The organism is Azospirillum sp. B510 (assembly GCF_000010725.1).
Taxonomy (GTDB): domain Bacteria; phylum Pseudomonadota; class Alphaproteobacteria; order Azospirillales; family Azospirillaceae; genus Azospirillum; species Azospirillum lipoferum_B.
On sequence record NC_013856.1, the window covers coordinates 159,797 to 172,936 of the forward strand.

General features: G+C 62.7%; 11 protein-coding genes. 4 read left to right on the top strand and 7 right to left on the bottom strand.

The features are described from left to right. Window positions 1–75 precede the first annotated feature (75 nt). The 7 genes from AZL_RS22070 to AZL_RS22100 all read right to left on the bottom strand — a co-directional run bounded on the left by AZL_RS22070 (window position 76) and on the right by AZL_RS22100 (window position 8,617). The gene (locus tag AZL_RS22070) at window positions 76–1,788 is read right to left on the bottom strand and encodes an FAD-binding protein (protein ID WP_012976663.1); all 1,713 of its coding nucleotides are present in this window, start codon (window positions 1,786–1,788) and stop codon (window positions 76–78) included. 125 nt (window positions 1,789–1,913) lie between these two features. Continuing rightward, window positions 1,914–3,452 (bottom strand): class I adenylate-forming enzyme family protein, encoded by a 1,539-nt coding sequence (locus tag AZL_RS22075; RefSeq protein WP_012976664.1) that lies wholly within the window; start codon window positions 3,450–3,452, stop codon window positions 1,914–1,916. Between the two features lie 153 nt (window positions 3,453–3,605). Continuing rightward, complete coding sequence (locus AZL_RS22080) at window positions 3,606–3,836, bottom strand: biotin/lipoyl-containing protein (RefSeq protein ID WP_012976665.1); 231 nt, start codon at window positions 3,834–3,836, stop codon at window positions 3,606–3,608. Between the two features lie 106 nt (window positions 3,837–3,942). Beyond that, entirely contained in the window at window positions 3,943–4,941 is a 999-nt protein-coding gene (locus AZL_RS22085; RefSeq protein WP_012976666.1) for an alpha-ketoacid dehydrogenase subunit beta, read from the bottom strand. Continuing rightward, window positions 4,938–5,966 (bottom strand): thiamine pyrophosphate-dependent dehydrogenase E1 component subunit alpha, encoded by a 1,029-nt coding sequence (locus AZL_RS22090; RefSeq protein ID WP_012976667.1) that lies wholly within the window; start codon window positions 5,964–5,966, stop codon window positions 4,938–4,940. The genes AZL_RS22085 and AZL_RS22090 overlap by 4 nt, the downstream gene beginning before the upstream one ends. Window positions 5,967–6,185: 219 nt before the next feature. Further along, window positions 6,186–7,535 (bottom strand): aromatic ring-hydroxylating oxygenase subunit alpha, encoded by a 1,350-nt coding sequence (locus AZL_RS22095; protein ID WP_012976668.1) that lies wholly within the window; start codon window positions 7,533–7,535, stop codon window positions 6,186–6,188. Window positions 7,536–7,951: 416 nt separating this feature from the next. Then, window positions 7,952–8,617, bottom strand: a complete 666-nt coding sequence (locus tag AZL_RS22100; RefSeq protein WP_148219584.1) for a TetR/AcrR family transcriptional regulator — start codon at window positions 8,615–8,617, stop codon at window positions 7,952–7,954. Between the two features lie 87 nt (window positions 8,618–8,704). Here AZL_RS22100 and AZL_RS34655 point away from each other — a divergent pair, with 87 nt between their 5' ends. The 4 genes from AZL_RS34655 (at window position 8,705) to AZL_RS22115 (ending at window position 13,072) form a co-directional block, all read left to right on the top strand. Beyond that, window positions 8,705–8,872 (top strand): rubredoxin, encoded by a 168-nt coding sequence (locus AZL_RS34655; RefSeq protein ID WP_012976670.1) that lies wholly within the window; start codon window positions 8,705–8,707, stop codon window positions 8,870–8,872. Window positions 8,873–8,978: 106 nt separating this feature from the next. Next, on the top strand, window positions 8,979–10,139 hold the full coding sequence (locus AZL_RS22105) for an EstA family serine hydrolase (protein ID WP_012976671.1): 1,161 nt from the start codon (window positions 8,979–8,981) through the stop codon (window positions 10,137–10,139). A 38-nt stretch (window positions 10,140–10,177) separates the two neighbouring features. Then, window positions 10,178–11,431, top strand: a complete 1,254-nt coding sequence (locus AZL_RS22110) for a cytochrome P450 (protein WP_012976672.1) — start codon at window positions 10,178–10,180, stop codon at window positions 11,429–11,431. A gap of 21 nt (window positions 11,432–11,452) precedes the next feature. Continuing rightward, on the top strand, window positions 11,453–13,072 hold the full coding sequence (locus AZL_RS22115) for a GMC family oxidoreductase (protein ID WP_012976673.1): 1,620 nt from the start codon (window positions 11,453–11,455) through the stop codon (window positions 13,070–13,072). Window positions 13,073–13,140: the final 68 nt, after the last annotated feature.

Below are 13,140 nucleotides of genomic sequence, written 5' to 3' on the forward strand. Positions count from 1 at the left end.
ACGTAGAATCCATCGTCTGGGTTGATAGCGGCGCAGTTCGTCAGGATGAAGGTGTTGCAGAGCAAATCGCCCATTCTATCTGGCAACGCAGCTGTCATCGGGAAACGGGCGAGCTGAGCGGCCACCGGCGGCGTGCAAGGCCGCGATGTAGCCGAAGATGAAGGCGCTGGAGATGCTGGCTCCAGCGCCCGGATAAAAGCGTCCCGTCACGCTGGATGTGCAATTACCAGTCGCATAGAGCCTGGGAATGATCGAGCCATCCTCCCGCAATACGCGTGCATGTTCGTCACAGACGAGGCCGCCGCAGGTTCCGACATCGCCGGGAAATGCGGCGATGGCATAAAAGGGGGGGGTGGCGATCGGCCCCAGGCTGGGATTGGGACGGTTGCTCGGATCGCCGTTCCAGCGATCGTACTCCCGGCCGCCGCGATTGAAGTCCTGGTCGGTGCCGCTGGCGCAGAAGCCGTTGAACCGCTCGACCGTGGCTTTGAGGCCGATGGCGTCAATCCCCGTTAGCGCCGCCAGTTCCTCCAGAGTCTCGGCCCGCTTGATGAACCCGGTCTTCAACCATTTCTTCGGCACGCCGAACTTGGTGCCCCACATGTATCGATCCCGGTTGGTCTGGTCGAGAATATACCAGCAGGGCAGGTTGCCCTGGCTGTACATCGCCTCGCCGATCTCCATGTAGGAGCAGGACTCGTTGACGAAGCGGTTGCCTTTCGCATTGACCATGATGCAACTGGGCTTGCTCATGTCCAACGTGGTCATCAAGGGAATGATCTTGCCATTGCGAACCGTGTCGGGCGCGGGATCGCCATTGGGCATCAGGGCTGTGGGGACCCAGATGGCCATGTCGAGATTTTCCGTCGCAGCCCCCAAGCGCATTGCCGCTTGCAGCACCTCGCCGGTGTCACCGACATTCGCATTGGTCCAGCGATTGCTGACCGGCTGCCGCTGATATCGATTGCGCATCTCCAGATTGTGAGCGAAGCCACCGCTGGCCAACAGCACACCATTGAGTGCACGGACGCACACCGGATGGCCGTCGCGCCGCACCGACACGCCGACCACCTGTCCATCCTCGACGATCAGGTCTTCGACCGGGGCATTTCGCCAGAGTGGAACCCGATTGCGCAAGGCAATCTCCAGCATCCTGCCTTGTAAGGCATGGCCCAGCCCACGGACGCGCTTGCCGGTCAGCATATCGCGGAGCCCCCGCCAGATGGTGCGCAACAAGGCCCGGCGACCGGCCCAGGTCCGCTTGATCAGCATCAGGTCGGTCAGATCGTCGGGATGCATAGGCAGATCGAACGGTTCGTAGATGTTCAGCCGGTCCTTCCACTCCCCCAGGCTTCGAAGGTCGAACGGCTTGGCAAGGAGGGAGCGGCTGACCTGCTCGCCACCGGGGCGGTCGCTGTAATAGTCAGGCCATTTCCGCGCCAAGTGAAACTTCATCCCTTTGGATTCGAGATAGGACACCACTTGCGGGCCGGTCCTGAGGAAGGTCGTCCGCCGTGCGTCGCTGGAGCCCTGGGTTGGGGGACCAAGCACCGCTTCGAGATGCTGCCGCGCCTTCTCGTAGGAATCCACCCGTCCTGCCCGCTTCATGAGCGGGTTGTCGGGGATCCACAGCACCCCGCCGGACAAGGCCGTGGACCCCCCAACCTTGTCGCACTTTTCGATGATCAAGGGCCTCAGTCCGCGGTCCTGGGCAGCCAGGGCGGCGCATATCCCGCCGCCGCCGCCGCCGACGATCACGAAATCGTAGGTTTCATCCCACTGGGCCATGTTTGCTCCGCCAGTCTACCGCGTCGAAAGAAGGGAAGGGTGGGGCATTCCGATCATATTTCGGGAATGTTCTTTAATGACCGGAGCGCAGACACCCTCCATTTGAAGCCGCTCCGGTCCCGACCTCAGGATCGGAAACGCTGTCGCAGCCTCATCTTATCAACCTTGCCGGAGCTCAGTCGTGGCAGCTCGTTCACGAAATCCACCGATCTTGGACATTTGTAACCGGCGATCAGGGAACGGCAATGGTGGACGATCTCGGTCTCCGACACCGACATGCCGGGTTTCAGCACCACGATGGCTTTCACGGTTTCCACCCATTTGGGGTCGGGGACGCCAATAACGGCGGCATCGGCGACGACAGGGTGCTGCAATACCGCCAACTCGACCTCGCGGCTGTAGATATTTTCGCCGCCCGAAATGATCATGTCCTTCTTGCGATCGACCAGGAACAGATAGCCCTCTTCGTCGCGGTATCCCATGTCGCCGGTGTGGAGCCAGCCGTCGCGGACGGTATCCAGGCTGGAGGCGCTGTTGTTCCAATAATGACGGATGTGGAATGGCGACTGGATCAGAATCTCTCCAGTTTGACCGATCAGGCAATCGGCGCCCTTGTCGTCGACGATGCGGCAGATGATCTCCGGCACCACATGGCCGACCGAAGCGAGGCGGCGGATCTGGTCAGGCGTGCCATTGGGGTCGACCTCGTGCTGATGCAGCACTGCGACCGGCCCGTTGGCTTCCGTCATGCCGTACTGAACGGTAATCACGCGGCCGAACCGTTCGATGCCCCGCTTCAGAAGGGGGACCGGAATCGGTGCCGACGCGGAAATGATGTTGCGCATGCTCGACACATCATAACGGTCGATGTCCGGTACATCCAAAATCGCCTGCATCATCGCCGCGACCATGAAGGTATGGGTTACGCGCTCCTTGTGGATCGCTTCCAGCATTCTGACAGGGTCGAAATGCTGCTGGAGAATGACGGTTCCACCGCTCCACAGAGCGGCAAGCGGATATCCCCTTCCACCGATATGATAGGCCGGGGTCACCTGAAGCACGCGCGAGGAGCCGGTAATGCCGGTGGCGAAGGCGGAGCACTGGGCAGCGTTGCGTTGCGAGATATGGGTGCTCGGAACGCCTTTGGCGCGCCCGGTGCTGCCGCTGGTGTAGAACAAATAGCAGAAGTCTTCGGGCTGCGAACGGATCGGCGGCCCTCCGACACTGCCGGAGTCCAGCACCCCTTCATACTCCAGCGCCCAATCCGGTCCCTCGCCGATGCAGATGTAGACGGCAAGCTCCGGCAACTGGGGGCGCAGACGCTCGACGATTTCAGCATATTGGGCTTCGAATACCAAGATGCGCGGCGCAGCATCCTTCAGGACTTCGGCCATTTCGGGTACCGCCAGCCGGAAATTCATCATCGCCGCGATGTAGCCCGCCCATTCGGCGGCGCCGTAAATCTCGAAATACTCGATCCGGTTCATCGAAAGGATCGCCACTCGATCCTGCCGCCGCAGCCCCAGCCGGTAAAGACCGTCGGCCAAGCGGCAGACCCGCTCGCCGAACTGCCGATAGCTCAGGCGTCGGTCGCCCTCGACGAAAGCATCCACGGCCGGATAATAGGAAGCGTTGCGTTCGATCAAGGCCCCGATAGTTGTCATTTGGTTGCTGCCCTTGGAAGCATCGCGGTCAGGGATCGACCGTCAGGGAGTGAATCGCTTGACGATCGCTGGAAATCTTGAGCCGACAGAGGGTTCAAGCGGTCTTGTATATCGGTGCGGCACCGGAGGGTGCCGGGTGTGTGATGAAGGGGCTTATCCGATTTCCGCCAGCAGGGTTCCGACCTCGTAGGTCTCTCCCACCGCGGCGATGATGCGCAGCTTGCCGGAGGCCGGCGCCTCGACCTCCTGCACCGACTTGTCGCTTTCCAGGGCGTAGAGCGGCTGGCCTTCCACCACCTCGGCCCCATCGGCAACCAGCCATTCGTTGAGCACACCTTCATTCATCGAGAAGCCGATCTTCGGCAGCAGCACATGAGTGGTCATCGTCTCTTTCATCCTTTCGCGGCGGCCATGACGCCGATTGCGTTTTTGGAGCAGCGCGTGGGCGGTGGCGGATGGGAAGGGCGCGCGGCCGCCCAGCGGGTCGTGGTCAGTCCTTGAGCGTGGCGCGGATCGCCGCCTCGATCTGTGTGGTGCTTGGTACGAAGGCGGTTTCCAGGGGCTTCGAGAACGGAACCGGGGAGTCGTTGGACCCGACCCGCTGCACGGGTGCCTTCAGGCTGTCGAACAGTGCTTCGTGGATGCGCGACGAGATCTCGGCGCCGACGCCGAAGCTGCGCACCGCCTCATGCACTACCACCGCCCGCCGGGTGCGCGCGACCGATGCCAGTACGGTGTCCATGTCGAGCGGCGAGATCGTCCGCAGGTCGATCACCTCGACCGACACGCCGCCGGTCGACAGTGTCTCGGCGGCTTGCAGGCAGTCGCCGACCTGACGCCCGTAGGTCACCACGGTGACGTCCTCGCCCGGCCGCTTGACATGGGCCTTACCCAGCGGAATCCGGACTCCGAGTTCCGGGGCCGGGCCGGGAGTCCAGTAGCTCGGCATGTTCTCGATGAACAGGCACGGATCGTCGTCGAAGATGCAGGAGAGCAGTAGGCCGTAGGCATCGGCCGGGCAGGACGGCGCGACCACCTTGATGCCCGCAGTGTGGGCGAACCAAGCCTCCAGATAATCCGCATGCTGTCCGCCGGTGCCGAAGCCGGCGCCTGTCATGGTGCGGATGGTCAGCGGCACATGGGTCTGGCCGCCGGACATGAAGCGCAGCTTGGCGGCATGGTTCACGATCATGTCCATCGCCACGGTCGTGAAGTTCATCAGCATGATTTCCGCAACCGGACGCATGCCGACGATGGCCGCGCCGATCGCCGCCCCCATGATCGCCTGTTCGGAAATCGGGGTGGAGCGCACGCGCGAAGAGCCATGGCGGGTGGACAGGCCGCGGGTCACGCCACACACCCCGCCCTCCTCGGCATCGGCAACGTCCTCGCCGAACAGCAGGACCGACGGATCGAGGGTCAAAGCGTCGTCAAGCGCACGATTGATCGCCTGCAGCGCCGTCATATTGGCCGGAGATTGCCCAGTCATGCCACCACCCCATCGGCAAAGATGTCACGGCGCAGTTCCTCGACCCCCGGGAAGGGGCTGGACAGCGCGAACTCCACGGCCTCGTCGATCTTGCGGTCGATCTCGGTCTCGATGGCCGCCAGTTCCGCTTCGGAGGCCACGCCGTCGGCGATCAGCCGCGTGCGAAAGGCCGGAACCGGATCGGCCGCCATCGCCGCCGCCTTTTCCGCCGGGTCCATGTAGCTGTCGGCATCGCCGAACACATGGCCGTGGAAACGGAAGGTTTTCGCTTCGATCAGCGTCGGGCCGCCGCCGCTCCGCGCCCGCTCCACTGCCTCATGTGCCGCCGCGTAGATGGCCAGCGGGTCGTTGCCATCCACCGTCACGCCAGGTATGCCATAGGCTGCGGCGCGCTCGGCGATATTCGCCACCGAGGTGCCGGCGGCGTACTTGGTGTGTTCGGCGTAGCCGTTGTTCTGACAGACGAAGATCGCCGGCAGTTTCCACACCGAGGCCAAGTTGAGCGATTCGTGAAAGGCGCCGATGTTGCTCGCCCCATCACCGAAATAGGCGACCGCGACACGGTCCTCGCCGCGCACTTGGGCCGCCAGCGCCAGGCCGTTGGCGATCGGCATGCTCGACCCGACGATACCCGTCGTCACCATTACACCGGACTCCGGGTGGGTGATGTGCATCGGCCCGCCCTTACCCTTGCAGGTGCCGGTGATCCGTCCTGCCATCTCCGCCCACAGCGCCGGCATCGGAACGCCCTTCGCCAGCATGTCGTGGACGCCGCGATAGATCGTGCAGATATAGTCGCTGTCCCGCAGCAGAACTGAAACTCCGGACGGGATCGCTTCCTGTCCGCAGGGCGAGTAGTACGGCATCACCAGACGGCCCGCCTTGATCACGCTGCGGAACCGTTCATCGTTGCGCCGGATCAGCGCCATGCGGCGGTAGATGTCGGTCATCGTGGCGTGGTCGGGAGTGACGACCCCACCCTTGGTTGGCTCAGCCGGGCTCGCCGGACTGTCCTTGCTGCTCATTTGCTTCCTCCGAGCTGGCGGTTGCTAACCGACGTAAAAATACGAACGATATTCCGTATTATGAACGGCCGTCCGGCTGTTCGTCAATGCCGCAAATGATTGGTTGAGCGGACATCTTGCGGTTGGTTTCACTGGCATCGCTTTCGGGTGCTGACGTGAACGGGCGCCCCGGTACCGAGCCGCCCGCTCCGCTCCGCCGTTGCTTCCTATCCGACTGAATCAATCACCTGAATCGCGCGGTGCGCCAAGGACGTAGCGTTCCAGTTCACGATGCAGGTTCGAGATCGCCACCTCCTGGACGGGATTGGCCAGCGCGTGGGAGAAGGCGCGCGATTTCATGCCACGCTGGACCCGTTTCATGTTCGCCAAGTCCTGGTCAACGATGAGACCGAAGCTCTGGCCTTCGATGTCGGTCAGGATCCTGCGTTCCAGAGGCGGTTCCTTGCCCGGCGCGTAGCGCTTGAGCGACCAGATGTCGAAGATGCAGCTGTCGGGATCCTCGCCGTTGGGACGCGCCCGATACCACACGGCACCGTCGAACCAGGGCAGCGTCACGCAGTTCGGGAAGATGCTCCAGTCGGTGCCGGCCTTGGCCAGCGCCTCCCAGCTCAGGTTTGCCGGATAACCGCATCCTTCGGCCTCGGCGGCCTTGCGTCCGAATTCGACGGCGACTCCGAAGGCGGTCGCGGCGTCAACGTCTGCCGGCAGCGCCTGGAGGATGCCCTTCGCCGCTTCGTAATCGCGGTCTGTGAAGATGGCGCCGAACTGTTCTTCCATCATTTCGAAGAACCGAATGACTCCGGGCCGCGGATCACGGGGTAATTCCTGCTTCAGCCGCGGCGACGGTAGGCCGAGCGGCTGCTGCGACTTCCAATATCCGAAATGGGCATGCTTTCCATGGGCATAGCTCTGGGTGTAGTCATCACCCTGGTTCGGCAGCAGCTGGGGGTGAGTCGCGGCGACATGATAGCCTTCCATGAACGCTTCCAGCGCAACCTTCCAGTTTGCCGGCAATGTCAGGCGCAGATACCAGCGGTATCGCATGTTCTCGTACTCGAACGGATCGAGGTACTCCGGGATCGGCGCCAGATAATCTGCCAGCGGTTCGCAATCGGGGTCGAGATTGACGAAGACGAAGCCACCCCATTGCCCGACCGCGACCGGCTTGAGGTTCAGGTTGACGCACGCCGCGTCGAGCGCTCCGTTCCAATCGTGGCGATCCTGGACGGCGACGTTCTGTCCGTCCAACCGGAAGGTCCAGCCGTGATAGGGACAGCGGAAATTCGCGGCGTGACCGCAGCCTTCGGTCAGCGCCCGTCCACGGTGCGGACATACGTTGTGGAATGCCTGGATCGAACCGTCCGTGGTCCGCACCACGATGATGGAATCGTCGGCGATGTCGTAGGTGACGTAGTCGCCGGCTTTTGGAATTTCTTCCGTGCGGCAGGCCACCTGCCACACTTTCGGCCAGAGATTGGCCTTCTCTGCCTCGAGAAACTCGCGTGACAGATAGTTCTCTTTAGCGATTCGGGGAAGCGGCGCAGCGTTTCCCGGAGTGGTGGTGGTCATGCAGCTGTTCCTCCTATGATGTTCCTTGTGGCCTTCTCGAAGCTGCCGGCGCGCCGGCTTCCATGCGGGTGCCGACCGGAGGTCCTTCCCTGGGAAGGCTAAGGAGCCGGGCGGTCTGCGCCGCCGCCGAACTACGGGAATTGCTGTTCGGAGGCAGGATGTTTTGATCGAGGCATCAGAACAATCGATCTAATATATGAACGATATTCGAAAATCCGTCAAGTTGCGGGCGGCTTGGCCCCATAGACCTCCAGACGCCCCTATATAGGAATATCGTTCAATTGCATTGACACCATAACCGGGGGCCCGGCATGGTGCCGGTGTGGGCGGTCGCTGGACATTCGTTCCAGAGGTGCGTTCCTCCCGGAACTCGGGCCGTCTTCGGACGGCTCCTTTTCTTGGAGGCGCTCCAGCCATTACTCGCCCTCCCGAAGAGAACAGTGCCCATTCATGAAGACGCGAACCACTTCACGGCACCAGGCGAGACGCTCCTCTGGTGTCGTCTGCGTTGGGAAGATGAGGAAGCGGATTCCATCCATGCACAGAATGGTCAGTGTCATCGCCGCGCGATCGGGATCGTGGATTGAGAGGGTGCCTTCCAGCCCCAGTCGCCGGAGATAGTTGACCAGAGGCTTCAGTGATTTTGCCGCCTCTTCGTGATACTTGCGGGCGATATCGGGGAACTGTGGCGCCTCGCCGACGACAAGCCGGGTGATGGCGAGGTTTCGAGGGGCAATATACCCGTTCAGAATCTCAGTGGCGAAGTTGGTCAGAACCTCCTCCACCGGCCGGTCGTCGGCACTAACCGATGGAATATGGTTGCTGTCGGTTAGTGCGCGCAGAGCGACGGAGAGAAACAGCCCCTCCTTACTGGAGAAGCGCCTGTAGATGGTCAGTTTGCTGACGCCGGCCTTGCGGGCGATCGCGTCTATGCTGGTGCCGCTGTAGCCGTTCGCCAGGAATTCGGCCTCGCTCACGTCCAGGACATGCTCCTGGTGCAGTGGTTGCTCGTCTCCGGAAGGGCGGCCTTTCAATTTTTTCAAACTCAAACCAATTCCCCCCATAGACAGTTCGTGCAACAAAGTATACGGTATCGTTCACTTAATGCCAGAGCAGTTTTGCGACTCCGGTCCAGTTTTTTGCCCGCGTATGCAGGGCAGGAGGTCTGCGTGAAATCCTGGATGTGCGTCAATTGCGGTTACGTCTATGTCGAAGCGGCGGGCGATCCCGCTGGAGGAATCCCACCGGGCACCCGCTGGGAGGATGTTCCCGACGATTGGATTTGTCCCGACTGCGGGTTGGGCAAGGGTGAATTCGAAATGATGGAACTAGACTGAGTGCTTTCCTGCCGCGGTTAGGCTCCTTCGCTTGCCGCAAGTTGGCCGTCCGCTGCGCCGGGTGTTTTCCCGGCATCGCTGAACCGTACAATTCGGAGAACTTTCAATGACTGTGCCTGTTTCGGGTGCGAACGCTCGCGTTCAGCGCGCCATTGACGACGCCATTGCCGCCGGACAGGAAATCGGCGTTCAGGTCGCGGCCTATCTCGACGGCAAGCTGGTGATCGACGCCTGGGGCGGCTTGGCCGATCCGGCCAGCGGGCGCAAGGTCGATGGCGAAACGCTGTTCAATGTCTTCTCGGTGACCAAGGCCGTTGCGGCCACGGCCCTGCATATCCTGGCCGATCGCGGGTCGATCGATTACGACGCGCCGGTCGCCCGCTATTGGCCGGAGTATGGCGTGAACGGCAAGGAGCGGACGACAGTTCGCGATGTGCTGACCCATCGCGCCGGGGTTCCGCAGATGCCCGAAGGTGTCACGCCGGAGTTGATGTGCGACTGGGAGTGGATGACCGGACAGATCGCCGCGCTGACTCCGCTGGCGGAACCGGGAAGCAAGACGCTCTACCTGTCCATGACCTTTGGCTGGATCGTCGGCGAGCTGGTGCGCCGCGCCGATCCGAAGCATCGTTCCCTCGGCCGTTTTGTGCAGGAGGAGATTGCCGGGCCGCTCGGCATTTCCGATCTGTGGATCGGCGTGCCGGAGTCCGAAACGCTGCGGATCGCGACGCTGGTCGACGCCATGACCCCGGTGCCGCCGGAATATCTGCCGCCGCTCTTCGTCGCCTCGATGCCACCGCAAGTCGGGTTGGTCCCCGGCGTGTTCGAGCGGCCCGACGTGCGGCGATCGGAGATCGCCGGGGTCGGCGGCATCTTCAACGCGCGCAGCGAGGCGCGATTCTGGGCCCTGCTGGCACAGGGAGGCACGCTGGACGGCGTGCGCCTGTTGTCGGCCGAGCGAACGGCGACGCTCAACATCCCGCGCGCCAACAGCGACGAACCCGATCCGGTGATGTTCAACATTCCGCTGCCGATCAGCATTGGCGGCTTCTGGCTGGGTGGCGAACACCCGCCGGTGGCGTCGGCGCACAGTCCGCGCGCGTTGTGCCATCCGGGGCAGGGGGGATCGATCGGCTGGGCCGACCCGGACAGCCGGCTTGCCGTCGCTATCTGTCATAACCGCATGTTCAACGCCCATTCCCGTGAGTCAGATCCAATCCTGCCGATTGCCGACGCTGTACGCGACGCCGTTGGCCTGCTCGGCTGAGCCGGACTTTTCCCGCAATTTTCCGACATGAGGCCATCATGAATGCCAGCGCCCCCCGCATTCGCGATTTCGATGATCCGTCCTTCGATCCCTTCAGCGCCGTGGACGAGGGCTTCGGCCCCCACGTGCTCGATCCTTACCAGCGTCTGGCGGAACTGCGCCGAGAGGCCCCGGTCCACCACATCGACTACCGGGTGCTGTTCGGCCTGGAACCCGACATCACGCTGGGCGGTCTGCCGCATGCGCTGGTCGTAAGCTACGACGCAGTGGCGCAAGTCTACAACGATCCCGTGACCTTCAGTAACACCATCTACGAACGCAACCTCGGCATCGCCTTCGGCCGCAGCATCTCGGTGATGGATGCGCCGGAACACCCGCGATACCGGCGGATCTTCCAGAAGGCGTTCCTGCCCAACATCGTGTCGAAATGGGGGGAATCGCTGGTTGCCCCGGTGATCGACCGGCTGCTCGAGCGCTTTATCGATCGTGGGCATGCCGACCTTGTCAAGGAATTTACCGCCCTCTATCCGTTCCAGGTCATTTACGAACAGTTGGGATTGCCGAAGGGAGAGGTGGAGGTCTTCCACAAGCTGGCCGCGGCGCTGACCACCTTCTCCGTCGACCCGCGCTACGCCATGGAGGCCAGTGCCAAGCTTGGTGAATATTACGACGCGCTGACCGATCTGCGTGCGCAACAACCGGGCGACGATCTTATCAGCCTGCTGGCGACGGCGGAGGTCGATGGTGAACGACTGCCCAAGGATGTGGTTGTCTCCTTTCTAAGGCAGCTCAACAATGCCGCTGGTGACACCACTTATCGTGCGACCAGTTGCATGATGATGGGCCTGCTTTCCAACCCGGAACAGTTCGATGCGGTTCGTCGCGACCGTTCGTTGATCCCTGCGGTGATCGAAGAGGCCATTCGGTGGGAATGTCCGGTTCTGGTCGGTTCGCGGCAGGCCATCCGCGATGTCACGCTGTGCGGGGTCGATATCCCGGCGGGAACGGTGATTGATGTCGGCAATGGCGCGGCCAATCGGGACGAGGCGCGCTATCCCGATCCGGATCGCTTCGACATCTTCCGGCCGGCCGGCGGCGCCCGTCATTTCGGCTTCGCCTATGGTCCGCATGTCTGCATCGGACAGCATCTGGCGCGGGTTGAAATGACACGAGCGCTTACCGGGATCCTCGACCGCCTGCCCAACCTGCGCCTCGATCCCGAGCGGCCGGCGCCGCAGATCCGCGGCATCAATTTGCGGGCGCCGTCCGCACTGCATGTCGTTTTCGGCTGAGTGACGGGAGCGGGCAGGATTATGAGTGTCTGCTACGACTACATCATCGTCGGGGCCGGGTCGGCCGGTTGCGTTCTCGCCAACCTGCTGTCGGAGGATCCATCGGTTTCGGTGCTTCTACTGGAATGCGGCCCCACCGACAGTTCGCCGATGATCCGCATGCCGAAGGGCTTCGGCAAGCTGCTGGCCGATCCAAATCACGTCTGGCACCTGCCGACAACGCGCAGCAAGGCGGCGGGGCCGGAGGTGTGGATGCGGGGCAAGGTTCTGGGCGGGTCGAGCGCCATCAATGGGATGGTTTATGTGCGTGGCCAGCCCCAGGACTATGACGCCATCGCCGCAGCTGGCAATCCCGGTTGGGGGTGGCGCGACGTGGCGCCCTATTTCAAGCGGATGGAAAATCACGTTCTGGGGGCCGACGATCTGCGTGGCGCCGGCGGTCCGCTCGACATCACGGTGGGGCGGTCGTCTGCCCTGGGCGATGCCTTGCTGGCCGCCGGCCGGACGCTCGGCATGGAGCGGAAGGACGATCTGAACCGCGAGGATCAGGAGGGCATCGGGTATCTGGCCTTCACCATCAACCGGCGGGGCGAGCGGGTCAGTGCCGCCCGCGCCTTTCTTGACCCCGCTCGGTCCCGGCCGAATCTGCGGATCCTGACCGGCTGCCATGTCGATCGGGTGCTGTTCGAAGGGCGCGTTGCCGTTGGCGTTGCCGCCCAGACGCCAACGGGACCGGAGCGCTTGCTGGGACACGAGGTTATCCTGTGTGCCGGCGCGTTGCAGTCGCCGAAACTGCTGCAATTGTCTGGCGTCGGTCCGGCGGAGCATCTGCACAAGGTGGGGATCCCGGTGGTGTGCGACCGTCCGGGTGTCGGGCAGAACATGCGTGAGCATTTTCTGCTGATGCTGCAATATGGGCTGAAGCGTTCGCGTGACAGTCACAATGCCGAGTTCTCCGGCTTGGCGCTGATTCGCAACGTCTTGACCTACATGCTGCTCCGACGTGGTCCGCTGGCCACCGGCTCTTACGAGTTGGGAGGCTTTGCCCGAATCATGCCGGGAGTGGATCGTCCAGACGCGCAATTTCTGGCGGCTCCCTTCTCGCTCGACCTCGATGACCCAGCGATGGCCTTTACCCGCGACCCGGGGATGCAGCTCTTCGGTTATCCGCTGCGTAGTACCAGCCAGGGAAGCCTGACCGTTCAGTCGGCGGATCCGCGCCATCCTGCAGCGATCGAGCCGAACTATCTGGCGACCGACCATGACCGGACGCTGAGCGTGGCGATGGTCCGCGCCATGCGGCGGATGATGGCGGCCGACAGCCTGAAACCATTCATCGGGGCGGAGATGTCCTACACCGCCCAGGCCCGGACGGACGATGAAATCCTCGATGCCTTCCGGAGATATGGGCAGAGCGGTTACCACGCCGTCGGCACCTGCCGGATGGGAAGCGACCCTGATTCGGTGGTCGATTCCCGACTGCGGGTGCGGGGGGTCGAGCGGCTGCGGGTAATGGATTGCTCGGTCTATCCCGAGATGCTGTCGGGCAATACCAACGCTCCGACCATGGCGCTGGCCTGGCGTGCCGCCGATCTGATTCTCGAAGACCGCAAGGCGGAAACCCGCTCGACAGGAACCTGACGGTCGGTGGCCGGAGGGGCTGTGTGCCGCAATAGAAAAACTGACAATCGATACCAGGAGAGAAAAAA

Excerpts from the sequence above, each read along its gene's own strand:
- AZL_RS22095 (WP_012976668.1), bottom strand. The coding sequence starts at position 7,535 with ATGACCACCACCACTCCGGGAAACGCTGCGCCGCTTCCCCGAATCGCT.
- AZL_RS22075 (WP_012976664.1), bottom strand. The coding sequence starts at position 3,452 with ATGACAACTATCGGGGCCTTGATCGAACGCAACGCTTCCTATTATCCG.
- AZL_RS22105 (WP_012976671.1), top strand. The coding sequence starts at position 8,979 with ATGACTGTGCCTGTTTCGGGTGCGAACGCTCGCGTTCAGCGCGCCATT.
- AZL_RS22080 (WP_012976665.1), bottom strand. The coding sequence starts at position 3,836 with ATGACCACTCATGTGCTGCTGCCGAAGATCGGCTTCTCGATGAATGAA.
- AZL_RS22115 (WP_012976673.1), top strand. The coding sequence starts at position 11,453 with ATGAGTGTCTGCTACGACTACATCATCGTCGGGGCCGGGTCGGCCGGT.
- AZL_RS22070 (WP_012976663.1), bottom strand. The coding sequence starts at position 1,788 with ATGGCCCAGTGGGATGAAACCTACGATTTCGTGATCGTCGGCGGCGGC.
- AZL_RS22085 (WP_012976666.1), bottom strand. The coding sequence starts at position 4,941 with ATGACTGGGCAATCTCCGGCCAATATGACGGCGCTGCAGGCGATCAAT.
- AZL_RS22110 (WP_012976672.1), top strand. The coding sequence starts at position 10,178 with ATGAATGCCAGCGCCCCCCGCATTCGCGATTTCGATGATCCGTCCTTC.
- AZL_RS22090 (WP_012976667.1), bottom strand. The coding sequence starts at position 5,966 with ATGAGCAGCAAGGACAGTCCGGCGAGCCCGGCTGAGCCAACCAAGGGT.